General features: G+C 71.7%; 15 protein-coding genes. 12 read left to right on the forward strand and 3 right to left on the reverse strand.

Annotated features, from left to right (window positions below):
• Window positions 1-226 precede the first annotated feature (226 nt).
• The 3 genes from WME79_RS48400 to WME79_RS48410 all read left to right on the forward strand — a co-directional run bounded on the left by WME79_RS48400 (window position 227) and on the right by WME79_RS48410 (window position 6,835).
• Entirely contained in the window at window positions 227-2,566 is a 2,340-nt protein-coding gene (locus WME79_RS48400) for a glucosyltransferase-I (RefSeq protein ID WP_437529662.1), read from the forward strand.
• A gap of 282 nt (window positions 2,567-2,848) precedes the next feature.
• Window positions 2,849-5,797 carry an nSTAND1 domain-containing NTPase gene (locus tag WME79_RS48405; protein ID WP_437529664.1) on the forward strand — a complete coding sequence of 983 codons (2,949 nt, stop codon included), beginning with the start codon at window positions 2,849-2,851 and terminating at the stop codon, window positions 5,795-5,797.
• A gap of 33 nt (window positions 5,798-5,830) precedes the next feature.
• Complete coding sequence (locus tag WME79_RS48410; RefSeq protein ID WP_437529667.1) at window positions 5,831-6,835, forward strand: tetratricopeptide repeat protein; 1,005 nt, start codon at window positions 5,831-5,833, stop codon at window positions 6,833-6,835.
• Window positions 6,836-6,883: 48 nt separating this feature from the next.
• On the opposite strand, the gene WME79_RS48415 is transcribed toward WME79_RS48410, so the two are convergent.
• Together WME79_RS48415 and WME79_RS48420 are read right to left on the reverse strand one after the other, a co-directional pair.
• On the reverse strand, window positions 6,884-8,143 hold the full coding sequence (locus WME79_RS48415) for a DUF3237 domain-containing protein (protein WP_437529670.1): 1,260 nt from the start codon (window positions 8,141-8,143) through the stop codon (window positions 6,884-6,886).
• Between the two features lie 77 nt (window positions 8,144-8,220).
• Entirely contained in the window at window positions 8,221-9,273 is a 1,053-nt protein-coding gene (locus WME79_RS48420) for an alpha/beta hydrolase family esterase (RefSeq protein WP_437529673.1), read from the reverse strand.
• A gap of 290 nt (window positions 9,274-9,563) precedes the next feature.
• Here WME79_RS48420 and WME79_RS48425 point away from each other — a divergent pair, with 290 nt between their 5' ends.
• Window positions 9,564-10,181 (forward strand): leucine-rich repeat domain-containing protein, encoded by a 618-nt coding sequence (locus WME79_RS48425; RefSeq protein WP_437529676.1) that lies wholly within the window; start codon window positions 9,564-9,566, stop codon window positions 10,179-10,181.
• Between the two features lie 24 nt (window positions 10,182-10,205).
• Here the strand turns inward: WME79_RS48425 and WME79_RS48430 are convergent, their stop codons facing one another.
• Window positions 10,206-11,420, reverse strand: a complete 1,215-nt coding sequence (locus WME79_RS48430; protein WP_437529678.1) for a hypothetical protein — start codon at window positions 11,418-11,420, stop codon at window positions 10,206-10,208.
• Between the two features lie 246 nt (window positions 11,421-11,666).
• Between WME79_RS48430 and WME79_RS48435 the strand changes: the two genes are divergently transcribed.
• The 8 genes from WME79_RS48435 to WME79_RS48470 all read left to right on the forward strand — a co-directional run bounded on the left by WME79_RS48435 (window position 11,667) and on the right by WME79_RS48470 (window position 24,704).
• Complete coding sequence (locus tag WME79_RS48435; protein ID WP_437529680.1) at window positions 11,667-13,916, forward strand: substrate-binding domain-containing protein; 2,250 nt, start codon at window positions 11,667-11,669, stop codon at window positions 13,914-13,916.
• A gap of 112 nt (window positions 13,917-14,028) precedes the next feature.
• Complete coding sequence (locus WME79_RS48440; RefSeq protein WP_437529683.1) at window positions 14,029-16,338, forward strand: substrate-binding domain-containing protein; 2,310 nt, start codon at window positions 14,029-14,031, stop codon at window positions 16,336-16,338.
• Between the two features lie 75 nt (window positions 16,339-16,413).
• Window positions 16,414-17,472, forward strand: a complete 1,059-nt coding sequence (locus WME79_RS48445) for a hypothetical protein (protein ID WP_437529686.1) — start codon at window positions 16,414-16,416, stop codon at window positions 17,470-17,472.
• Between the two features lie 278 nt (window positions 17,473-17,750).
• Window positions 17,751-19,088, forward strand: a complete 1,338-nt coding sequence (locus WME79_RS48450; protein WP_437529688.1) for a hypothetical protein — start codon at window positions 17,751-17,753, stop codon at window positions 19,086-19,088.
• An 871-nt stretch (window positions 19,089-19,959) separates the two neighbouring features.
• Window positions 19,960-21,048 carry an SDR family NAD(P)-dependent oxidoreductase gene (locus WME79_RS48455; protein ID WP_437529691.1) on the forward strand — a complete coding sequence of 363 codons (1,089 nt, stop codon included), beginning with the start codon at window positions 19,960-19,962 and terminating at the stop codon, window positions 21,046-21,048.
• Complete coding sequence (locus WME79_RS48460; protein WP_437529694.1) at window positions 21,045-22,337, forward strand: TIGR04295 family B12-binding domain-containing radical SAM protein; 1,293 nt, start codon at window positions 21,045-21,047, stop codon at window positions 22,335-22,337. The genes WME79_RS48455 and WME79_RS48460 overlap by 4 nt, the downstream gene beginning before the upstream one ends.
• Window positions 22,324-23,514 (forward strand): glycosyltransferase family 4 protein, encoded by a 1,191-nt coding sequence (locus WME79_RS48465; RefSeq protein ID WP_437529697.1) that lies wholly within the window; start codon window positions 22,324-22,326, stop codon window positions 23,512-23,514. The genes WME79_RS48460 and WME79_RS48465 overlap by 14 nt, the downstream gene beginning before the upstream one ends.
• Window positions 23,505-24,704 (forward strand): CgeB family protein, encoded by a 1,200-nt coding sequence (locus WME79_RS48470; protein WP_437529698.1) that lies wholly within the window; start codon window positions 23,505-23,507, stop codon window positions 24,702-24,704. Before WME79_RS48465 ends, WME79_RS48470 begins: the two co-directional genes overlap by 10 nt.
• Window positions 24,705-24,733 lie beyond the last annotated feature (29 nt).

Consider the following 24,733-nt stretch of genomic DNA (forward strand, 5'->3'; position numbering starts at 1 on the left):
GGATCGCATGTCCTGTGCAGGGGGCATCCGCCGCGGTGGACGGAGCTCAGCGCCGCCGCTCCACGGCGAGGGGCGCGCTCAGGACGCCCTGCGCCTGGCCCGTGTGCCAGCCATGCGACGTGAGGGCGCGCGGGACGCGCCGATGGGAGGCTAGCTTCCAGGCGGGCATCCATGGCAAATGGGTTGCTGTCGATGGCGATCGATGGCGACAGGAGGGTTCCTCGTCATGAATCAACATGTGTTCTTGATGTCGAGCCTCCTCCTCGTCGCGGCCGCGTGCGCGAGCGAGGTGTCCACTCCCTGCGGGGACGGCTACTGCCTGGCGGCTTACCAGTGCGTCGATTCGAGCGGTGGAGCGCCGCGGTGCATGCCGCCCGATACGCCGCTGAACGTCTGCGGCAACTGGATCGTCGATCCCGGTGAGGAGTGCGACGAGGGCGACGTCGCGGCGGGCGACGGGTGCGGCGCGACGTGCCGGCGGGAGGAGTGCGGCAACGGGATCGTCGATCCCGGCGAGGAGTGCGACGAGGGCGACGTCGCGGCGGGCGACGGGTGCGGCGCGACCTGCCGGCGGGAGGAGTGCGGCAACGCGATCCGCGACCCAGGCGAGGCGTGTGACTGCGGCGCCGATGCCGTCGCGCCCCGGGAGCCGGTGTGCAGCGATCGCCAGAACGCGTCGGCGGGCGGGGTGTGCCGCCTGGACTGCCGGCTTCATTGCGGCGACGGCGAGGTCGCGGCGGAGGAGACGTGTGACACCGCCGCTCCTTTGGTCGCCTCCTGCGTGGATCTCCGTTACGATTTCGGCCGCCCTGTCTGCTCGCGCGCCTGCGACTCGCTGGATGTCGTGGGCTGCGGCGACTTCAATTGGCGCAGAACGGATGTGCCGAGAACGAGGAATCTCGTCGACATGTGGGGAAGCGGAGCGCGCGACGTCTACGCCGTCGGGGCCGGGGACACCCTGGTTCATTACGACGGCACCGTCTGGACATTGATCTCGTTACCGGTCGCTGCGAGCGCATGGCTAAGCGGCGTGTGGGGCAGCGGTCCGAGCGACGTCTTCGCCGTCGGACGCGAGGGCCCCGCCGCCGGAGCCACCGGCCTCGTGCTGCACTATGACGGAGACTCATGGACTCGGATGCCCTGGCCCTACGAGGGGGCTCTTTCCGACGTGTGGGGCAGCGGCCCGAATGACGTCTTCGCCGTCGGCGCTCGGGGCACCTTGGCCCGCTTCGACGGCCGCTCCTGGACGAAGATGACTTCGCCAGTCGATGTGAATCTGAGGGGCGTGTGGGGCAGCGGTCCGAGCGACGTCTTCGCCGTCGGGGAGGAGGGCACCGTGCTGCATTTTGACGGAAATTCCTGGGCACAGATGCTCTCGCCGGTCGAATGGACGCTGGGCGACGTGTGGGGCAGCGCTCCGAGCGACGTCTTCGCCGTCGGAGAAGGGGGCGCGCTGCATTTTGACGGAAATTCCTGGGCAGAGATGCCTTCGACGTTCGAGATGAGACTTTACAGCGTGTGGGGCAGCAGCGCGAGCAACGTCTTCGCCGTCGGAAATGTCCTGGCGCACTTCGACGGCCGCGCCTGGACGACGATGACCTCATCGATCGATGAGAGTCTGTCGGGCATCGAGGAGATTATGGCCGTGTGGGGCAGCGGTCCGAGCGACGTCTTCGCCGGCTTCTTCGGCGGCGTGCTGCATTTCGATGGCATCACCCTGACAGAGCTGCCTTTCGCGGCCGATGACGAGATAGTTGACGTTTTGGATCTATGGGGAAGCGCAGCGAGCGACGTCTTCGCCGTCGGATGGCGGGGCACCGTGCTGCATTTCGACGGCAGCTCATGGACGGCGATGGCATCGCCGGTCGATATGCAGCATCTCACCGGCGTGTGGGGGAGCGGAGCGAGCGACGTCTTCGCCGTCGGAACGTGGGGCACCGTGCTGCATTTCGACGGCAGCTCATGGACGGCGATGGCATCGCCGGTCGATGTGAATCTCACCGGCGTGTGGGGAAGCGGAGCGAGCGACGTCTTCGCCGTCGGGGAGTCGTCAACGGTGCTGCACTATGACGGTCGCTCCTGGACACCAATGTCTGTAGAGGGCATCGATCATGCGCTCTACGGCGTATGGGGGAGCGGGCCGAGCGATGTGTTCGCCGTCGGAGAGCGGGGCACCGTGCTGCATTTCGACGGCCGCTCCTGGACGACGATGGTATCGCCGGTCGATGTGGACCTCTTCCACGTGTGGGGGAGCGGACCGAGCGACGTCTTCGCCGTCGGGGATTTGGGCGCCATCCTTCACTTCGACGGCCGCTCTTGGACGGCGACGGCATCGGTGCGCGATCTTGCGTTTACCGACCTGTGGGGCAGCGGGCCCAACGATGTCTTCGCCGTCGACGGCGGCGTGCTGCACTTCGACGGTGTATCTTGGCTGCCCATGCGTTCCGGAGCACTTGGGATCACGGAGGCAGTATGGGGTGATTCTTTGGGTAATGTGTTTTTATTCGGCGATCAGCGCGTCCGCCACAGCAGCTATCTACTCAGCCGGACAGCGCTCAGCCGCTGAAGGCGGAGGACGGATGCTTGGTTTCGGTTGGCTTCGCGCTGCGATGAACGCCCCGGAGCCTCTCTGCGCGCCGCGGCGCCGGGGACCGGCGTACGGCGGACGCGACGGCCAGGCTTCCGGCCCGCAGGCATGAGCCTGTCGGGTTCGTGCGGTGAGATTGTCATGAGCCCGATGAAGGAAATACGCTTCGCTTCTGTGGGCGAATCCGCCGCCTCTGCCGTCGACGAGGAGGCGGCCGCCACGCCGCCAAGCCGGAGGGGACGTCCGGAGTCAGAAGAGGGGATGTCCCCGTCGGCGACCTGGAGCACCGACAACGATCTCTACGCGGCGCAGCTCACCGCGCCCAGGACCGACCCTGCGCGGCGAGCGCCGCGCGACCTGCCGATCGACGCCGGGACGTCCCTCGGTCACTACGAGCTCATCCGCGAGCTCGGCCGCGGGGGCATGGGCACGGTCTTTCTGGCCCGCGACGTCCGGTTGGGCCGCCTGGTGGCGATCAAGCTCGTCACCACGCTGACCGGCTCCCGGCTCGACCGATTCCTTGTCGAGGCCCGCGCCACCGCGCTCTGCAAGCACGAGAACATCGTGACCATCCACGATGTGAACGAGCACAACGGGTATCCTTACATGGTGCTCGAATACATCGAGGGCCAGAGCCTCCGCGCGTGGATGGCGCAGCGGCGGCCGGCGGGCGCGCCAGCGGGCGTCGCGGCCACCTCGGTGTCGACGAGCGCCGCGGTGGAGCTGATGGTGCCCGTGGTGCGCGCCCTCGTGTGCGCCCATCAGCTCGGCATCGTGCACCGCGATCTCAAGCCGGAAAACATCATGTTGGAGCCGTCCGGAGCGATCAAGGTGCTCGATTTCGGCATCGCCAAGCTGCTCGACGTCGACGCCGCCGTCACGTGCGAGCGCCCTGCTCCCAGGAGCGAGCTGACCCTGACGCACGAAGGGGCCGTCGTGGGGACGCTGGCCTACATGTCCCCCGAGCAGCAGGCCGGAGAGGAGATCGACCAGGCGACGGACATCTGGGCCGTGGGGATCATGCTCTATGAGCTCGTGACCGGCGCGCGCCCGTTCGACGGGGCGATGACGGTCGGCGCGCGCCTCGCCGCGCTCGACGCGTCCGTCCGGAAGATCGGCGGGATGCGCGCCGAGCTGGGCGCGCTCGGACCGATCATCGAGCGGTGCCTGCGCAGGCGGACATCCGAGCGCATCGCCTCGGCGCGGCAGCTCCTGGCCGAGCTCATGCCGCTCCTGCCGGGGCGCCGCGAGGTCGTCCTCGGCGCCGACGAGAGCCCATTCGCCGGCCTCTCGGCGTTCCAGGAGGTCGACGCGGACCGCTTCTTCGGCCGCGACGACGACATCGCCGGCATGGTCTCGCGCCTGAAGAGCCAGCCGCTCCTCGCGATCGTCGGCGCGTCGGGGGTAGGGAAATCATCGCTGGTGAGGGCGGGGATCATCCCGGCGCTCAAGCGCTCGGGGGCCGGGTGGGAGTCGCTCGTCATGCGGCCCGGGCGCGAGCCCATGGCGGCGCTGGCCGATCTGCTCAACCATCCATCCCTCCTGGAGCAGGGCGAGGTCGGCTCGCCGGCGGCGCGCGGCCGTGAGGCCGAGCGCGGGCAGGTGGCCGAGCGCGGGCAGGTGGCCGAGCGCGGGCAGGTGGCCGAGCGCGGGCAGGTGGCCGAGCGCGGGCAGGTGATCGAGCGGCTGCGCGCCGAGCCCGGCCACCTGGGCGCCGCGCTGCGCGCGTGGTCCGCCCGGACCCAGCGGCGCGTCGTGCTGTTCGTCGACCAGTTCGAGGAGCTCTATACCCTCTCGTGCGGCGCCCGAGAGCGCGCCGCCTTCTTCTCGTGCCTCGAAGGCGTCGCCGACGACGCCTCCTCGCCCCTCCGCGTCATCCTCTCCACCCGCTCGGACTTCATCGAGCGGGTGGCCGAGGACAGGCGCTTCATGGCGGGGGTGACGCGCGGCCTCGTGTTCCTCTCGCCCATCGGCCGGGAAGGGCTGCGCGAGGCGCTCTTGAAGCCGGTCCAGGCGGCGCGGTACGAGATCGAGGACCCGGCGATGGTCGAGGGCACCCTCGATGTGCTGGAGACGACCCCAGGCGCCCTCCCCATCCTGCAGTTCACTGCGGCCAGGCTGTGGGACATGCGCGACCGCGAGCGGCGGCTCCTCACGCGGGCGAGCTACGAGGCCATCGGCGGCGTGGCGGGAGCGCTGGCGAGCCACGCCGACGCGGTGCTGGCTGGGCTCAGCGGCCGTCAGGCGAAGCTCTGCCGAGCCATCTTCGAGCGCCTGGTCACGCCCGAACGCACGCGGGCCATGGCCAGCCTGGAAGAGCTCCGCGAGCTGCCCGGGGACGGGGATCCGGACGAGATCGAGCGCGTCGTCCACCTGCTGGCCGACGCGCGGCTCCTCGCCATCGAGACGGGGGGCGACAACTCCGGCGGCAAGGTGGAGATCGTGCACGAGTCGCTCATCGCGCGCTGGCCGACGTTGCAGCGCTGGCTCGACGAGAACCAGGACGACTCGGTGTTCCTCGACAAGCTGCGCGCGGCGGCGCGGCAGTGGGAGTCGAGCGGCCGCGCCGATGACCTCTTGTGGCACGGCAAGCTCGCGGAGGAAGCGCGCCGCTTCTCGGAGCGGTCGGCGCGCCGGCTTCCCGAGCGAGAGCAGCGCTACCTCGACGCCGTGGTCAGGCTGGCCGGCCAGGCGCAGCGCCGGAAGCGCAATCTCATCGTCGGAACCATCGCGAGCCTGGCCCTCCTGGTCGTCGGCGCCGCCGCGGGGATCGTCACGGTGGCCCGCCAGAACCGGGTCATCAGCGCGCAGCTCGCGGACATCCGCCGGACCGAGCACAGCCTCGAGGAGGCGCTCGCGAGAGAGACGGCGTCTCGACAAGCCGCCGAGCAGGCGAGGATGAGCACGGAAGACCAGCGGAACCGGGCCGAGCGGCTGCAGAAGGAGGCCGAGGAGGCCAGGGACAGGGCCGAGGTCGAGAGCGAGAGGGCGCACGCCGCGGCCGAGGAGGCTCGGACGGCGCGCGACGAGGCGCGGGCGTCCGAGGCCGAGGCGCGGCGCGCCGAAGCTCAGGCCGATGACGAGCGGGCCAGGGCCGGCGTCGAGGAGCGGAAGGCCAAGCAAGCGGCAGACGACGAGCGCCAGAGCAAGGAGGCGCTGGAGCAGCTCATCCAGCGCTCCGTCGGGCAGGTCCGGGACCGCTTGAGGTAAAAAGCGCTTCGGGAGATCATCGAACCATTCCCCGTGCAGAGGACGCCGACGAGCACCCGCGCTGCGATCTGTTCATGGCTCTCGATCGCGATCCTCGCGTCCCGGGCCGTGCCCGCGTGGGCTCAGACCGCGCCGGCGCTGCCCCCCTGGCATGAGGGCGTCGCAGAGGAGCGCAAGCACGCGGCGCTGGAGCTCTTCAAGCAGGGGCGGGACCTGCACAGAAGGATGGTGCTCGGCGATGCCAAGAAGAAGTACGAGGAGGCGCTCGCCCTGTGGGAGCACCCGGATCTCCGGTTCTATCTGGGCAGGGTGCTCAAGATGATGGGGATGCCGCTGCTTGCCTACGAGAACCTGCGCCTCTCGCTCCGGTGGGGGCCGGCGTCGCTCGAGCCCGAGGACCTTGAAGAGGCGCGCGCGCTGATGAAGGAGCTCGTCGAGCGCGAGCTGGCCGTCGTCGAGATGCGCTGCGATGAGCCCGGCGCCGGGGTGCTGCTCGACGGGAGGTCGTGGTTCGTCGGTCCGGGCTCGGCGCGCCGGTTCGTGACGCCCGGAGAGCACGTCGTCAGCGCGAGGAAGGAGGGGTATTTCCCCCTCGTCGAGCCCGTCGTCGTGCTCGGCGGGGTCCAGGCCTCGGGCGTGCTCAAGCTGAGCGCCGACGGCATCGTCACGGTGCGCAGGTGGTCCGCCTGGAAACCGTGGGCCGTGGTCGGGGCCGGGGCGGGCCTCGGGCTGGCTGGTGCGGTGTTGCGCTGGCAGGCCGACGAGCATCTGGAGGACGCGGAGCGGCAGTTTGAAGAGACCTGCACGTCGGGTTGCGCTCCAACGACGACGGACACGTCGAGCCGGGGTATGACGGAGAGCCGTGTCGCCACCGGCCTGTTCATCGCCGGCGGCGCGACCCTGGCGGCAGGCGCGGTCCTCGTGTTCCTCAACATGCAGCGGACGTATCGCACCGAGGATCAAGGCGGCGTCGAGCTCCGGATCCTGCCCGCGGCGTCGGGCGCGGCGGCCGGGCTGTCAGCTCGGCTTTCCTTTTGAACCGCCGAAGGCACCAGACGGCGCCGGTGTCACCGCGGCGCTGCTGTTCTATTTGCGCTCGTAGAAGGTGAGGCTCACCCCGCCCCCCGCCGCGCCACCCGGGTCGGAGCTCACATAGGCCTTCGTGTTGAGGATCGCGTAGGGGCCGTCCGCGCGCGTCTCGAAGACAGGCACGAGCGCGCCGAACGGTCCGCAGTTCCTCACCACGATGACCTCGCCGTCCTTCGAGGACAGCGCGTACCTGGCGTCCAGCACCGTGGTCGATCCGATGAGCTGGTAATCCGCGCCTCCGGGGAGCACCGAGCCCGACAGGCCGCTCAGCAGCGTTCCGCCGGTGACCGTGCCCCCGGTGATGGGAATGATGTTGCGCGTGCCGCGCTTGCTCGCGCCGACAGACACGGAAGAGCCGAGCGTGACGGTCTCGGTGAACACGCTCGAGCCCCTCGCCCCTGTCGCCTTCGAGCACTCCCACGATTGGTTCGGGACGCCCTCGGGATCCTTGAGCTGGATCTTCGGCTCTCCGGCGGCCACCTCGCTGATGTCGTAGATGTCGAGCTGGAGCGTGCCCGCCGCTGCGTCGACGACACGGGTGCCCGCGAATTTCCCGGTGTTGAGCCACGCGAGCGAGCTCGAGGTGGCGACCTCGAAGTCCGGGACGATCCGGACGACGTCATCGCCGGCGGCGGCGACGCCGCAGGTCCGCAGCAAGATGAGGCTGCCGTCGCTCGCTTTCAGGATGTTGATCTCCTCGAGCTCGACGGAGCCGTTCGACAGCGTGAGCTCGAGGTCCATGCCGCCCGTGAGGAACGTGGCCTGGATCTTGTCGCCCGTGAGCGTGCCCCCTTTCACGTCGAGGAGGCGGCGGTGTCCGAACTGGGTGGTCCCGACATCGTGGGTCTCACCGAGCTGGAGCGTCGCCCGAAGGACGAGCTCGCCGCGCGTGGGGAGCGGAATGCCGCCGGGCATCCCGCACGTCCACGAGGGATCGGGGACGATCGTCGCATCGTCGCTGCCGCTGTTGCCGCCGCCAGCGCCGGGCGTCCCGCCGCCGCCGCCGCCGCTGCCGCTGCCGCTGCTGCTGGCCGCCTCCGCAGCGCCGCCGGCTCCGGTGGTTCCGCTACCCGCGCCGCCCACGCCGGCGTCGCCGCCCGTGCCGGTCGCTCCGCCGGGACCGCTCGACGCCGCGCCGCCGGAGCTGCTGCTCGTCGTCCCTCCGCTGGTATCGTCGGTCGACGAACCACACCCTCCAGAGCAGATGCCCAGGATTCCAGTTATCAAGAGCTTCGCTGGCAGATTTTTGATCACCATCGCCGGACCCATCCATTCAATCCACGCTGCGATTCGATGCACCCTGAAACGTGGCGCTGGTTCGAGCGACACCCGATTCAGAACTGCGAGAAGAAGCTCCAGATCGACTCGCCGGAGTTGTTCTGCGGGGCGTGGCCCCCGTCGAACTCGCACCAGACGACCGGATAGCCCGCGTCGCAGCCCTCGTAGCTGACGCAGGGGCTCGGCTCGACCGGTGTGGTCTGCTGACCGCAGTGGTTTCGCTCGAGGAAGATATCGCGAGCGCTCTGACCGTTCTCGAGCGGAACCACGTCGTCGCTCTTGCCGTGGGCGCCCCACATGGCCACGGGATGGTCGCCGTCCTCGCAGCCGCTGTAGATCGCGCCGGACATCGAGGCGATGGCGCGGAAGTCGTCGCCCATCGCGCAGCCGATCGCGTAGGACATCATGCCGCCATAGCTGAATCCCGTCGAAAAGATCCTGCTCTCGTCGATGCAGAGCTCGGCGCGGAAGCGGTCGAGCATGGCGCGGAGGAACGCGATGTCGCGGCCGCCCGTGTTCGCCCAGCCCTGGTCGATGCCCTCGGGTGAGACGAAGATCGCCGAGCCGTTGGCGCGGCTCTGGAGGCCGTAGTAGCCGCCGCCGAACCCGGTCGCGACCTGCTCGGCCGAGCCGCCGCGGGGATGCCAGGCGAAGATCAGCCGGTAAGGGTGGTTCGAATCGTAGCCGTCCGGTACGGCGAGGATGTACTCGCGCGTCGTGCCCCCGACATCGACGCTGAAACGGCCGCTCTTCGGCGCGGTCGCGCTGCCGCAGCCCGCGCTCTGCGCCTCTCCTCCAGCGCCGCTCGAGCCGGAGCCGGCAGTGCCCCCGCCGCCCGCGCCAGCTTCCCCCGTGTCCGGGCGCCCGCCGCTGCCGCCGGCGCCGCTGACCGCCCCCGACGAGCTACCGGTTGCCGACGTGCCACCGGTTGCCGACGTGCTACCCGTGGCACCGGAGGCGCTGGATCCGGGCCCAGCGGGCCCTCCGGCGCTGCCGCCGGAAGATGCCTCGGTCGTCGCTTCTCCCTGGCTGGAGCAGCCCAGCGCAGCGAACGCCGCGAGCGCAACGAGCCCTGGAGCGATCGCCCCGAAATTGCGAAGCGTTTTCATTCGTCCTCGCCTCTCTATTCTAAGAATGCCGTCCGTCCTCGTATCACCGATGAAGGTGACCGCGACGGCGTCGTACCCTAGGCCTCTGGCGCGAGGCATAGGCATATTGGCCTATGCCTCGCGCCAGAGGCGTCCCGCCCAGATGGTTCGTCAGCACGGTCGATTGCCGCCGGCACCGTCCGCGGTACCATCGCGGCGATGGCAGGTACGGCGAAATCGTTGCGCGTGGCGTTGAAGAGACCCTCCGGGGTCCGGAGCCTGGAGCTCACCGGGGTCTCGGGCGACGGGCCGTGAACGACGCGCTCAAGAAGATCTCCGTCGCCGCGGGCCAAGGGAGCAAGACGCTTGACCTTCACGCGCTGGGCCTCGACGATCTGCCTGAGGAGATCGGGACCCTCGCCACGCTGGAGGAGCTCGACCTGTCGCGCAACGCGTTGAGACAGCTGCCGCCGTCTTTCGCGGGTCTCGGCCAGCTCTCGAAGCTGGATCTGAGCCGGAATCAGCTGAAGTGGTTCCCCTTGGACCTGTGCGGGCTGACCAGCCTGCGCAGCTTGAACGTGAGCGACAATGCCATCAAAGAGGTTACGGCCGCGATCTCCGCGCTCACCGAGCTCGAAGAGCTCGATCTCGGCTTCAACAAGCTGGAGCGATTGCCAAGGGAGCTCTTCGCGCTCCCGAGGCTGCGCAGCCTGGAGCTGAGCGGCAATCAGCTGAAGCCCCTGCCGAGGGAAGTGGGGCAGATGAAGGAGCTCGTCGAGCTCTGGATCGTCGACAATCCGTTTTCGGTTCTACCCAAAGAGATCTGGACGCTGCCGAAGCTGGCGTGGCTTCACCTGGATCATGAGCAGTTCGCGCAAGTCCCGGAGGCCGTGCGAAAGCGCGGGAAGCCGACGCTGCAGGTCGTGTGACCCTTCACATCGAACAACATCCTCCTAGCCGCTCGGATCGAGCTGGACGCCGACGGTCCACGCGGCGCCGCCCACTTCATCCTTGACGGTGATGCGCCCCGTCGCGGCGTCGAGCTCAAACGCCGGGTCGCCGCCGTTCGGGGTCGTGTTCCCGTCGTGGACGCGGACGACCTGGTCCCCCTCCACCGTGCACTCGGAGACGCCGGTCGTGCCTGCGCCGTAGATCATGCGGCCGGCGCACGCGAGGCGCGTGAGGCACTTGCCGCCTCGCGGGAGCGGCGAGACGAGCAGCGCGCACCTCGTGCCCGCCTTCACCGGGCTCGGTCCCGTGGACTCGGTGACGCGCGCAGATCGGCGCAGCGCCCTCCGGGTGGCGTCGAGGAGCGGCTCCCCCGCGACGGGCAGGCTCTGGTAAGCCAGCGTGAACTCGACGCGGTACGCGGGCACCGAGTCGCGCCAGACGGCGCCGGACTTGCGGATGCTGTCGAGCGAGACCTCGGCCCGCTCCCCGGCGCGCGAGCCCTTGTCCTGGTACGAGAGGGCATAAGCATAGGTGCCAGGCTGAGGACCGGAGTCCTCCTCCACGCCGCTGCTGAACATCGACATACCGTTCAGCGGATCGCTCGACCGGTAGATCGGCTTGCCGCCGCAGAGGACCCGGAGCGCGGGCACGCGGATGTCGTCGCCCGAGCTCGCGAGCTCCGCCTCGACCGTGCACGCCGCGCCGGCCGCGAGGGGGAGCCCCGTGGCGCGCGTGACGGTCGCCTTCCAGGTCGCGGTCGCGGCCCGCGACGGCGCCTCGCGAGCCGGCGTGGCCGGCTCCGGCGGCGCCTGCGCTGGCTCGGGGACCGGCGCCGGCGGCTCGGGGAGGGGAGGCTGCTCCGGGACGGGAAGGGCAGGCGGCGGCGGCATGGCCGGCTGCTGGACGATCGCCATCATCTCGCGCGAGGGCCGCGCCAGCAGATAGCTCGCGATCATCGCGCAGAGCCCCACGCCCGCCATCGTCACCAGGAGCGGCACCGCCGACGATCGCTTCGGCCGGCCGCGCACCGCGGCGAGCTCCCGGCCGAGCTGGTCGAGCACGCGGCGGGCCTCCGCCATCTGGCGCTCGATCTGCTCGACCCGCGCGGCCCGATCGTCGTCGCGGTTCTCCTCGAGCTCCTTCCTGGCCGCCGCGAGCTGCTCCTCGAGGCTGTCCACACGCCCCCGCAGCGCGTCTCGTTCGTCGCGGTATTGCATTGCTCGACGATACCACCGACCAGCTCGCCAGCGGCGCCAGGCGCCGGCGGCGCGTCGGTGGTCGAAACGCGTCGACACCCACGCAGCGTGTGGGGCGGCCATGTCCGCAGTCTGACGCTACGCTCCGGATTCCACGGCTGAACGCAAGACTTCTCGCCCGTGCCGGCGGCGCAGCGTATACGATGTAGCCGGTCCGCAGCGGCCGTGGGGAAGGCGGTCAGGTTGTGGAGCAGGAGGCCGTCGGGAATGGGTCAGGTTCGCCAGGGCAGTGCAGTACCGTTGCCGGAGCAGTGGGGCGAGCTGCCTGGCGCCGCGGGGTGGAAGGCCAACGGAAAGGCCGGCGTTTCCGGCCCTGATGCGCGCGGGTCCGAAGGCGCGCACGCGGCGGCGCGCCCTCCTACCCTCGGCGTCGTCGCCCCGTTTCTCTCCGGCGCGTTCTGGGGCCCTGTCCTGCTCGGCATCCATGAGACGGCCCAGCGGCGCGGGATCCGCACGCTGGTGCTGCGCGGCACGCCCTCCGAGGTCCTGGTGCCCTCGCTCGCCAGAGACCAGGTGGACGGGTGGCTCGTCATCATCGAGTTCGGCGGCCTCGAGGCGCTCGCCGATGCGGGGATCCCGTTCATCACGCTCGGCGCCCGCCCCGCCGACATCCGCTGTCCTGCCGTGCTCCCGGACAACCATGGGGGCATCCGGAGCGCGGTGCTCCACCTGATCGAGCACGGGCACCGGCGCATCGCGTTCGTCGGCAACTTCGCCGCGTACGACGTGCGCGAGCGCCGCGACGCCTACATCAGCACGCTCGCCGAAGCCGGGATCCCCTTCGACCCCGATCTGGTCATCCCGTGCGACAACAACATGTACAGCGGAGGCCGGGCCGCCGCGCCGGCGCTCCTCGCGCAGCTGCCGGCGTGCACGGCGGCCGTCTTCGGGACCGACAAGAACGCGCTCGGGACGATGTCCGAGCTGAAGGCGGCGGGCGTCCGTATCCCCGAGGATTTCGCGATCATCGGCTTCGACGACGTCGTGGAGGCGCAGAGCGCCGACCCGCCGCTGACCACGGTGCGCCAGCGGTTCGAGATGATGGGGAGCGCGGCGTGCGAGCTGCTCGCGTCGATGGTCGCCGGCGAGCCCTTCCCGCCCGAGGGCGTGCGCACGGCCAACGCGCTCGTCCTGCGGAGCTCGTGTGGTTGCAACGTGGTCCAGAACTTCCTCGACATGGAGGACGCGGCCTCCGAGGAGGACGCCGGCGACACCCTGGCCCGACAGATGGTCGAGCAGCTGCTCCTGCCGCGCCCGCTCCCGCCGGATACCCCGCCGGCCGCGGTCTGGCCGGCGGTCACGCGGGTGGTCGACATGTATTTCGCGGCGCTCCGGGGCACCGCGCCCGCCCCGGCCGCCGAGCTCGAGCGCGCCTATCGCCAGGCCATCGCCATCACGCCCGATCTGGGGGCCCTGCTGTCGACGGCCCGCCTGATGGATCAGCTCCCGGAGCGGCGCCGCATGTCCCTGGACACCGCGGCCAGGCGGCGGGTCCAGGACTTCGTGGAGCTGGCGCGCCTCGCGAGCGCGCGGGCGCGGCTCGACGCCGAGACCCACTCCGTCCACCAGCTCGGGGTGCTCGCGAGGACCAACTACGATGTGAGCTTCGCCCTGCTCGGCGGCACCCAGCAGGAGTACCGGTCGCTCTCATGGCTCGAGACGACCACGATGGTCTGGGGTTGCCTCGCGTTATGGGATGACCCGGCGGAGCGCACGGAGCTCGTCGTCGCGGGCGCCTACAGCCGCGACGGCAGCCCGGTCCCCGCGAACGGGAGCCGCCATCGGCTGGAGGCGTTCCCGCCGGCGGAGATGCTGCCGCCCTCGGCCGCGGACGGCACGTACATGGTGCTGCTCCTGCCGATACGCTCCGTGGAGCGCGACTGGGGGATCCTCGTGCTCATCGGCCCGGCGGTCGTCGCGATGACCGGGGACGAGGGCACGGTCGCGATCTGGGGGACGCTGCTCGGGGCGGCCCTCGAGCGCGACGCGCTGCTGGCGTCGCTGTCGGCGCGGCACGCCGACCTGCAGCAGGCGTTCGCGAGCGAGCGCGCGCTGTCGCAGACGGTGCGGGAGCTGGGCTGCCCGATCATCCCGCTCCTCTCCGGCGTGCTGCTCGTGCCGCTGATCGGGATGCTCGACAACGGCCGCGCCCAGCAGGTGCTCGAGAAGGTGGCCGAGGGGGTGAGCCGGCACGAGGCGCTGTCCGTGCTGCTCGACCTCACGGGCGTGCCGTTCGTGGACATCCAGGTCGCTCATTTCCTGGGCATGACCAGCCGCGCGGCTGCCCTGCTCGGCGCGCGGGTCTACCTGGTCGGCGTGCGCCCCGAGATCGCGGAGAGCCTCATCGACGTCGACCTCGGCGAGCTGGCCACGTTCTCGTCGCTCGCGATGGCGCTCCTCGAGCTCGGCCAGGCGGGGGTGCGCGCGGCGCGAGCAGCGGGGCCGGCCGCGCGGTAAGGCATTGTCGCTTTCCTCACCTCCCGCCTGAAATCGACTAAGGATCGCGCTGGCGACGGAAGTGGTGAGGCTCGGCCGGACGTGGGCGAGCAGGCAGGGAGGGAGCGCGAGAATGGGTCAGGGGAGCCGGGACAGCGGCATCGTGGTGCCGGAGCAGTGGGGCGAGCTTTCCGGCGCACCGGGGCAGGGGGCGGGCTCGGGGCGCAGCACCGGCTCTTCTTTCCCACCGGCGCGCCGCTCTTCTCTCCCACCGGCGCGCCGCTCTTCTCTCCCTCCAGCGCGCCGCACCGACGCCCCGCCGCTCCATGTCCCGGCAGCCGGCGCCGCGGCCCGCCCTCGCACCCTCGGGGTGATCTCCCCCTTCCTCGACGGCTCGTTCTGGAACCCTGTCCTGCTGGGCATCCATGACTCGGCCCAGCAGCGCGGGTTTCGCACGCTGGTGCTGCGCGGTACGCCGTTCGAGGTCCACGCGCCGTCGCTCGCCGGGGAGCAGGTGGATGGGTGGATCGTCCTGATCGAGCTGCATGGCATCGAGGCGCTCGCGCGCGGCCGGGTCCCGTTCATCACCGTCGGCACCCGCGCCGTCGAGGTCGCCTGTCCAGCCGTGATCCCGGACAACCACGGCGGGATGCGGAGCGCCGTGCGCCACCTGATCGAGCACGGGCACCGGCGCATCGCGTTCGTCGGCTTCTTCGACGCATACGACGTGCGCGAGCGCTTCGCGTCCTACAAGGACACGCTCGCCGAGGCGGGCATCGCCTTCGACCCCGATCTGGTCATCCGGAGCGACAACAACTGGTACAGCGGCGGCCAGGGCGCCGCGCCGGCGCTCCTCGCGCAGCTGCCCGCGTGCACGGCGGCGGTCTTCGCGACCGACAAGAACGCGCTCGGGATGATGCCTCTGCTGAAGGCGGCGGGCGTCCGCATCCCCGAGGATCTCGCCATCATCGGCTTCGACGACATCGCGGACGCGGAGAGCGCCGATCCGCCGCTGACCACGGTGCGCCAGCGGTTCGAGATGATGGGGAGCGCCGCGTGCGATCTCCTTGCGTCGATGATCGCCGGCGAGGCCTTCCCGGCCGAGGGCGTGCGCACGGCCAACACGCTCGCCGTGCGGAGCTCGTGCGGGTGCAACACGATCCAGGAGTTCCTCGACAAGGAGGACGCGGCGCCCGAGGAGGACGCCGGCGGCGCCCTGGCCCGGCAGATGGTCGAGCTCCTGCTTCTGCCCCAGCCGCTCCCGCCCGACCTCCCGCCGACCGAGGCATGGCCGGCGGTCACGTCGTTGATCGACGGCTATTTCGCGGCGCTTCGGGGCACCGCGCTGCCTTCGGCGGCCGATCTCGGGGTCGCCTGCCGGCAGGCGGTCGAGATCACGATGGATGTGGGGACGTTGCTGGCGGCGATCCGCCTGCTGGGCCAGTCTCACGAGCGGCGCGGCGCGTCCCTGGACGACTCGGCCAGGCGGCGGGTGGAAGCGTTCCTGGAGCTCGTGCGCCTCGCGATCGCGCGCGCCCGGCTCGAGGCCGAGAGTCAGTATGTCCGCCAGCTCGGGGTGCTCGCGAGGACCAACTACGATGTGAGCTTGGCCCTGCTCGGCGGCACCCAGCAGGCGACGCGGTCGCTCTCGTGGCTCGAGACGACCACGGTGGTCTGGGGTTGCCTCGCGCTGTGGGATGACCCGCAGGCGCGCTCCCGCCTCGTCGTCGCCGGCGCCTACAGCCGCGACGGCAGCCCGACCCCGCCGATCGGCCGCCGCTGTCGGCCGGAGGCGTTTCTGCCGGAGGCGATGCTGCCGCCGTCGGCCGAGGACGGCACGCACATGGTGCTGCTCTTGCCGATACGCTCTGCCCGGCGCGACTGGGGGATCCTGGTGCTCGTCGGCCCGACCCTCGTTGCCATGGCCGGCGACGAGGGGACGGTCGCGATCTGGGGGACGCTGCTCGGCGCGGCCTTGGAGCGCGACGCGCTGCTGGAGTCGCTGTCGTCGCAGCACGCCGACCTGCAGAAGGCGTACGAGATCGAGCGCGCGCTCTCGGAGACGGTGCGCGAGCTGGGTTGTCCGCTCATCCCGCTCCTGCCCGGCGTGCTGCTCGTGCCGCTGATCGGGATGATCGACGGCGGCCGTGCCAGGCAGGTGCTCGAGAAGGTGTCTGAGGGGGTGAGCCGGCACAGGGCATCTTCCGTGCTGCTCGATCTCACGGGCGTGCCGTTCGTGGATGCCCGGGTCGCCGACACGGTGGGCATGACCAGCCGCGCGTCCGCGCTGCTCGGGGCGCGGGTCTATCTGGTCGGCGTGCGCCCCGAGATCGCGATGAGCCTGGTCGGCGTCGACCTCGGCGTCCTGAGCACGTTCTCCTCGCTGTCGGCGGCGCTCCGCGAGCTCGCGCCGGCGAGGCGGCGCGCGCGCAAGGCGCCTTGACCTGCCGAGACGCGGCTGGCGTAGAATCGGTCCATGCTCGCCGTGCATTGCCCGCGCTGCGGGCGACCAGCGCCTGTGTCCCTCGCCAGCCCGGATCTCATGGCCTGCGCGGCCTGCCACTACCGCGGTCCGCCGCCCGGCGAGGCGGCACAGGGCCTGCGCGCCGCGGCGCACGTGGTCTTCCAGACCGACGTGCGCCGCCGCCAGCTGTCGGACGCGCTGCGGCGGAAGCTGGTCACGGCGTCGCAGCGGCACGCGCGGCTGCTTGTCGTGTTCGCGATCGCCTCGGTGCCCATCACCCTGCTCGGCGCGCTCATCGTGCTGGGGGTCTGGGTCAGCCCCGACACCGAGGGGAACCTCGTCACCGGCGGCATGGCGGTGGCGTCGTGGATCGGCACCGTCGGGACCGGCGCGGCCGTGCTCGCGGTCATGCGCCGCCGGCAGCAGCGGCTCGAGGAGGCGTGCGCCGCGCGCCCCCCGGCCGCCCCGGGCGAACCGGCGGCGTGCCACGTGTGCGGCGCGCCGCTCGACGCAGGCGACGGCGCGATCGCGCGGTGCGGCTTCTGCGCCGCTGACAACCTGGTCGCGGCGGCCGTCCTCGAGCGCGTGCGCGCGCGCCAGGTCGTGATCCTCGGGTCGTTCGAGCAGGCCGTGAGCGCCGAGCTCGCCTCGTTCAGCCGGGCGACGTCCGGCGCCGCCGCGGTCGTCGTGGCGACCGCGCTCGCGGTCCCGGTCGCTGCGTTCGTCCTCGCCGTCGCCGCCACGCTGGTGGGCGAATCGAGGCGGCTGCCGGTGGACCCGGCCGTGAAGTACGCGGTTGTCAGCACGCCGCTCGGGCAGTGCATCGGAAAGATCATGCCAGGGAAGAGCGGCGGCACGGCGGTGCGGTTCGGCGGGTTCCGGCGCGCGGAGCTGCCCGAGGAGCAGGCGGTCGCGCCGGGAGCTCCGATCGAGGCCGTCTCGCCCGGATCCCTCGTCGGCCGCTCCGTGACGGCGAAGCAGGGGGCAGGCGTCGTCCAGGGGGTGTTCTCGTCGCCGCTCACGGGCAACTCCGTCGACGTCCGGCGCGAGGAGGGGACGTCGTTCACGAGCAGCATCGCCGGGCTGTGCCTGAGCGGCTCGCAGCCGAGGTGAGCCGCGCGCGTTTCGTGCGCGCGTCGTGCAATGGACATCGAGCGAACAATCGCTGTTCATCGCCGAATGCGGCGAGCGATCCGCGATCGTGGACAGCGTGGCAATGGCGGATCGCGCGCGGCATTTGGCCGTCGCTCCCCTGCGTGACGGCGCGGTGCGGGCGCGCACCGAAGGGCGCCGCGCTGCCGAAAAGTTAGTTGTTCCGTGCCGGCGCCCTCCACGTATAGTGGGGGGTAGTTGGTTGGGCGTAGCCGGTATTCACACCCAGTGGAGACAAGATGAGCCAAGGTGGCTGGGGCGGGGGATCAGGGGGCGGTCAGGGCGGTGGTGGTTACGGGCAACCGCCGGGGGGTGGCTACGGTCCGCCGCCGGGCGGCGGCTACGGTCAGCCACCCGGGGGCGCTGGCCCCGGTCAACCGCCGGGCGGCGGTTACGGCCAGCCTCCGGGTGGCAGCTACGGTCAGCCTCCTGGTGGTGGTTACGGCCAGCCGCCGGGGCAGCCTCCGGGCGGCGGTTACGGCCAGCCGCCGGGGCAGCCTCCGGGCGGCGGTTACGGCCAGCCGCCGGGGCAGCCTCCGGGCGGCGGCTATGGCCAGCCGCCGGGGCAGCCTCCGGGCGGTAGCTACGGCCAGCCGCCGGGACAGCCTCCTGGTGGCGGTTACGGCCAGCCGCCGGGGCAGCCTCCGGGCGGCGGTTATGGCCAGCCGCCGGGGCAGCCTCCGGGTGGCGGCGGCTGGGGCCAGCCTCCGGGCGGCGGCGGCTACGGCCCGCCCCCGGGAGGCGGCGGCGGCTGGGGCCAGCCTCCGGGCGGCGGCCAGCCTCCGGGCGGCGGCGGCTACGGCCCGCCCCCGGGAGGCGGCGGCGGCGGTTACGGCCCGCCTCCGGGCGGCGGCGCCTGGGGCGGGGCCAACCCCTACCAGCCCCCGGGCGGCGGCGCGGGATACGGCGCACCCCCGGGTGCGGGCGGCTCGACGCCATGGGGAGCGGGAGATGCGGCGTCCTTCGGCTGGGAGCGCCTGAAGCGCGACCCGGCTGTCATCATCGGCGCCATCGTCGTCGTCGGGCTCGCGTCGAGCGTCCCCAACGGCATCGGCGGAGGCATCCAGGCGGCGCTCGCGAGGGATGCGCCCTCCGCGGGGGCGGCCGTCCAGTTCCTGATGCAAGGCGTCGCCCTGGTAGTCGGCGCTTACTTCGCCGGAGGCATGAACAACCTCCTGCTGAAGATCGCGCGCGGCGAGCAGTACTCGTTCAGCGACGTCCTTGGTGGCGGGCGGTGGTTCCTGTCCATCCTGGGCGCCCAGCTCTTGACCGGCCTCGCTGTCGGCGTTGGCATGATCCTCTTGATCGTCCCTGGCGTCATCCTCGCGCTCGGCCTGAGCATGACCACGCTGTGCATCGTCGATAAGAACCTCGGCGCGATCGACGCCATGAAGGAGAGCTGGCGAATCACGACCGGCCACAAGGGCGGCCTCCTCGTCTATGCCCTCCTCGCCAGCGCGCTCGTGCTGGCGGGCGTGCTCGCCTGCTGCCTCGGCACGCTCGTGGCCGGGCCGATTGCCGCCATCGGGTTCGCGTACATCTACCTGCGTCTGACGGGCCAGCCGACCGCGAGCTGAGCCTCGCGAGGGCTCGCTCCCGCGCCGCCTTCCTCCCTGCAAGCCGAGCTCTCGCCGTAACGCCTTCCGCTCATCGAGCTTAGCCAAGCTCGTTCGGTCGCGCTCAGAGCACAACCCCTGGGCCCCCCTCGCTCACCATCGCTCACCAACGTCGACGTAAACGTGAACGTGAACGTGGACGTGGACGTGGACGTGGACGTCGACGACACGACGTGGACGTAAACGCTCTCCGGAAACCTTGGTCAACGAATGAGATCCGCGACTTCCGGGTGGCGTTCACGTTCACGACCTAGCCGTTAACGACCACGACCACGACCACGACCACGACCACGACCACGACCACGTCCACGTCCACGTCCACGTTCATGAACGCGTTCATGAACGCGTTCACGACCGCGTTGGTGAGCAATGTCGGGGGATCAGGCTTTGGGCGCGGAGCGCGACCGAACGGGCTTGGTTAACACCGAGGTCCCTTCTCCGTTTCCGCCCCGCGCCGAGCGCGCTCCTCCCTTCTCACCCCCGTCCCCGTCCGCTTTCATCGCCTGTCCGAGGGGCGCTCCTCGCCGCAAACCCCCTTTGCGATACATCGAGTCTCCGCTGCCATCCGGCGGCGCCGTACCCTCTCCAGGAGGCGCGGAAGGCCCGATACCGATCGTCAGACAAAGCTCCTTCATCGATTGCGGCTCTCCAGCTCGCATGTTAATCGGTGTGTCCTCAGGGACTCCCGCGCAGCGAGGCGCGGAGCCGGGGGGACATCACGCGGCGGGCGGGCGTTCGGCCTGCCTGCCGCGCTGCGCCGTCGTGCGCCGTCCGCTCGCGAGGCGCGCTCTCTCGTCGCCCGCCGCTCGTCCAGACCGGAACGGAGCATTCTATGCCTGACCATGTCCTGATCACAGGGGGAGCCGGGTTCATCGGCTCTCACCTGGCCGACGAGCTGCTCCGAAAGGGGGAGCCGGTCCTCGTCCTCGACAACCTCTCGCGCGGGTTCGTCGAGCGCAACGTCGAGCGCCTCAAGGGGCGTCACGGCGCTGGCGTGGAGATCCGGGTGTGCGACGTCCGGGACGAGCAGGCCGTGAGCGACGCCGTGCGGCGCGCCTCGTTCGTCTTCCACCTCGCCGCGCAGGTCGCCATCGCGAGGAGCGTCGCCGACCCGGCGCTCGACTTCGAGGTGAACGCGCGCGGCACGCTGAACGTGCTCGAGGCGCTCCGGAGGCTCGACCGCCCTCCGCCGCTCCTCTTCGCCTCCACCAGCAAGGTCTATGGCGCGCTGCCCGATCTGCCGATCGAGCGCGGCGAGGAGCGGTATCGACCCCTGTGCGAGAGCGCGCGCGAGCACGGCATCTCCGAGAGTCAGCCGCTCGATCTCCGCAGCCCCTACGGGTGCTCGCGAGGCGCCGCCGACCAGTACGTCCTCGATTACGCCCGCACCTTCGGCCTCCACGCCGTGGTGCTCCGGGTGAGCTGCGTCTACGGCCCCCCGCAGTTCGGCAACGAGGACCAGGGGTGGATCGCCCACTTCGTCGCGCGCGCCATCCGCCGCGACCCGATCACCCTCTATGGCGACGGGCTGCAGGTCCGCGACGCGCTGTTCATCGAGGACCTCGTCGACGCCCTCCTGCGCGCGCGGCGCGCGCTCAAGCCCGCTTCGGGCCGCGCCTTCAACATCGGGGGCGGCCCGGACACGGCGGTGAGCCTCGTCGAGCTGCTCGATCTGCTCGAGGAGCTCGACGGGCGCCGCCCGGTCGTCTCGCTCGCCGCGTGGAGGAAGGGCGATCCGCGGTACTACGTCTCCGACTGCCGCGCCTTCCAGGCGCTCACCGGCTGGGCGCCGCGGGTCGCCCTGCGCGACGGGCTGCGCGCGCTCTATCAATGGCGCCTCGGCGTCGAGGCGCGCCTCGGGGCCGTCTACGCGGACATCCCCTCGTCTGTCCGGATGGACCGGCTGGAGGCCGCCTCGTGAAGATCGCGCTGGTCAACCCGCCCTGGACCTTCCACGGCAGCGTCTACCTCGGCTGCCGCGAGCCGCACCTGCCGATCGAGCTGGGGTACGCCAGGGCGCTGCTCGAGCGCGCGGGCCACGAGGCCGCCCTCATCGACGCCCAGGCGCGCGGGATCGACCTCATCGCGCTGCGCGACGAGGTCGCGGCGCTCCGCCCGGCCATGACGGTGATCGCCACCGCGCCGAGCTACCTCTCCTGGCGCAGCCCCCCGCCCGAGCTGCGCGTGCCCATGGCGGCGGTCGCCGCGCTGCGGGGCCACGGCGGCCTCCTCGTCGCCGTCGGGCCCCACGGCTCCGCGACCCCGCGCGCGGTGCTCCGCAAGCTCGGCGTGGATGTCGTCGTCCTCGGCGAGTGCGAGGAGATCCTCGTCATGCTCGCCGGCGCGACCGAGTCGCGCTTCTGGCAGATCCCGTCGATCGCCTACCGCAGGAACGGCATCGACCACGTGCAGGGGGGCCCCTTCGCCGCCTGCCTGAGGACGCTGCCGCCCCTGCGGTGGGACGGCGCGACGCTCGCGCGGCACGTCCACCACCACCACCGCTTCGACGCCGTGCCCGAGGGGCCGAGCGCCGAGATCGAGACCTCGCGCGGCAGCCCCTGCCGCTGCGCCTCCTGCGCCAGGGACGGCGCGCGCGACAGGCTCCGGAAGCGCCCGCTCGCGACGGTGCTCGAGGAGCTCGACGCGCTCCTCGCCGAGGGCGTGCGCCACGTCTATTTCATCGACGAGCGCTTCCTGCCCGACCGGGCCCTGCTCGAGGAGCTCTGGGTGCGGGACGTGGTGTTCGGCGTCCAGCTCAGGATCGACAGCTGGTCGCGCGAGATGCTCGATCTCCTCGGCCGCGCCGGCTGCGTCTCGATCGAGGCCAGCGTCGAGCGCCCCTCGATCGAGGGGATGGACGCGCTCGCCAGGCGGTGCAGCGCGTCGACCGAGGAGCTCACCGCGCTGCTCGTGCACGCCCGGCGCAGCGTGCCTTTCGTGCAGGCCAACCTGAGCGACGCGGGCTCCGGCGATCCGGCCGAGGCGGCGTCGTGGCGGCAGCGCCTCCTCGGGCTCGGCGTGTGGGCCAACGAGCCTGTCCCGGCGTTCCCGTACCCCGGCTCCCCCGCGTACACCCGGCGGTGGGGGGCGCCGGACGACGGCGCCTGGGAGCGGGCGCACGCCCATTATATCGCCGAGCACCGGACATTCGGGGATCTGCCCGACAGCCGACCGCTGCCGCTCACGGAGCTCGAGCATGGCGCGCGCTGACCGCGGCTCCCCGGGCGCCGCGGCGCCGCGGCCCGGCCGGGTGCTCATGACGGCCGACACGCAGGGCGGCGTGTGGACGGTCGCGCTCGAGCTCGCGGGCGCGCTCGCTCGCGCCGGCGTGGCCACGGTGCTCGCGATCATGGGCGGGCCGCTGTCGCCCGCGGCGCGCGCGGCGGCCGCCGCGATACCGGGCCTCGAGCTCGTCGAGAGCGCCTATCGGCTCGAATGGATGGATGACCCGTGGGACGACGTCGCGGCCGCTGGCGACTGGCTGCTCGACCTCGAGGAGCGGGTGCGGCCGGACCTCGTCCACCTGAACGGCTACTGCCACGCGGCCCTGCCGTTCCGGGCGCCTCGCGTCGTCGTGGCGCACTCCTGCGTGCTGTCGTGGTGGCGCGCGGTGCACCGCCTGCCGGCGCCGGTCCGCTACGAGCGCTACCGGGCGCGGGTCGCCGAGGGGCTCCGGGCCGCGGACGCGGTCGTCGCGCCGAGCGCGGCGATGCTGAGCGCCCTCGCGGGCGAGTATGGCGCGCTCGGCCTGGGCCGCGGCCATGTGATCCCGCACGCGCGCGACCGCAGGCGGTTCGCGCCGGCGCTGAAGGAGCCGTTCGTCTTCGCGGCCGGCCGGCTCTGGGACGAGGCCAAGAACCTCGCGGCCCTCGAGAAGGTCGCGCCCCACCTCGCGTGGCCCGTGCTCGTGGCCGGGAGCGACGTCGCGCCGGGCGGCGTCGGCCGGCGCGCCGGGGAGAGCCTCTGCTCTCTCGGGTGGGTGGACGAGCCGGAGCTCGCGTGGTGGATGTCGCGCGCCGCGATCTACGCCTCCCCGGCGCGGTACGCGCCGTTCGGCATGGCCACGCTGGAGGCCGCCCTCTCCGGCTGCGCGCTCGTGCTCGGCGATCTGCCCAGCCTGCGCGAGGTCTGGCGCGACGCCGCCCTCTACGTCTCCGCGGACGATCCGCGCGCGCTCCACGCCGCGCTCGACCACCTCATCCGGGACGCCGCGCGCCGCGAGGCGCTCGGCGCGCTCGCCCGCCGGCGCGCGGTGCGCTTCAGCCCGCGCGCCATGGCCCGCCGCTACCTCGATGTCTACGCCGTCGCGCTCGCCGCCCGCCCGCCGGCCCCCCGGCGGGTCTGCCCTCCTTCGTCGCCTTCACCCTGCGGGACACCATGCGAATAGCCCTCTTCTGCCACTCCTTGCTCTCCGACTGGGACCACGCGGACGCGCACTTCCTCCGCGGGATCGCGGCCGAGCTCGACGCGCGCGGCCACGACGTCCTCGCCTTCGAGCCCGAGGACGCCTGGAGCGCCCTGGGCCTCGTCGCGGCGTACGGCCCGGACGCGCTGCGCGAGGCCGCCGCCGTCTACCCGCGCCTCCGCCCGCGCCGTTACGCGCTCTCCACGCTGGACCTCGACGCGGCGCTCGCGGGGGTCGACGTCGTGCTCGTCCACGAGCGGAGCGACCCGGAGCTCGTGCGGCGGCTCGGCGAGCACCGCGCGCGCACGGATCGTTATCGCCTCTTCTTCCACGACACGCACCACGGGCTCATCACCGATCCGGCCGCGATCGTGCGCCGCGATCTCTCGGGGTACGACTGCGTGCTCGGCTTTGGAAAGAGCGTTTGCGATCTCTACCTGAGCCGCGGCCTCGCGCGGCGCGCGGTGGTGTGGCACGAGGCCGCGGACGTGCGCCTGTTCCGGCCGCTGCCCGAGGTCGAGAAGGAGCGTGATCTCGTGTGGATCGGCAACTGGGGGGACGGCGAGCGGACGGCGGAGCTCCACGAGTTCCTCGTCGAGCCCGTGAGGGCGCTCGGGCTCCGCGCGCGGGTTCACGGCGTGCGTTATCCCGATCGCGCGCTGTCGGCGCTCGCGGACGCCGGCATCGAGTACGCTGGCTGGCTCCCCAACCACCGCGTCCCGGACGCCTATGCGCGCGCCCGGATCACGGTGCACGTCCCGCGGCGGCCGTACGCCGCGTGGCTCCCCGGCATCCCCACGATCCGGCCGTTCGAGGCGCTCGCGTGCGGGATCCCGCTCGTGAGCGCGCCGTGGACCGACGTCGAGCGCCTCTTCTCGCCTGGCCGGGACTACCTCGTCGCGCGCACGGGCGCGGAGATGACGGAGCACCTCCGCGCGCTCCTCTCGGACCCGGAGTTCGCGCGTGGCGTCGCCGAGCACGGGCGCCGGACGGTGCTCGCGCACCACACGTGCGCGCACCGCGTGGACACGCTCCTCGACCTGATCGACGAGCTGCTCTTGCGGCCGTGCTACCGGCTCGGCGAGGCGGCGGAGGACGACGTGGAGCGGAGCGGCCCTGCGTCCGGCGTTCGCCGCTGCGACCCGGGCCGCTACCGGAGCCCGGTCGCGTGAGGTGCTGCGCGGCGCAGGGGGGTCTCGGC

Origin of the sequence: Sorangium sp. So ce726 (assembly GCF_051521405.1) — a bacterium.
GTDB lineage: Bacteria > Myxococcota_A > Polyangia > Polyangiales > Polyangiaceae > Sorangium.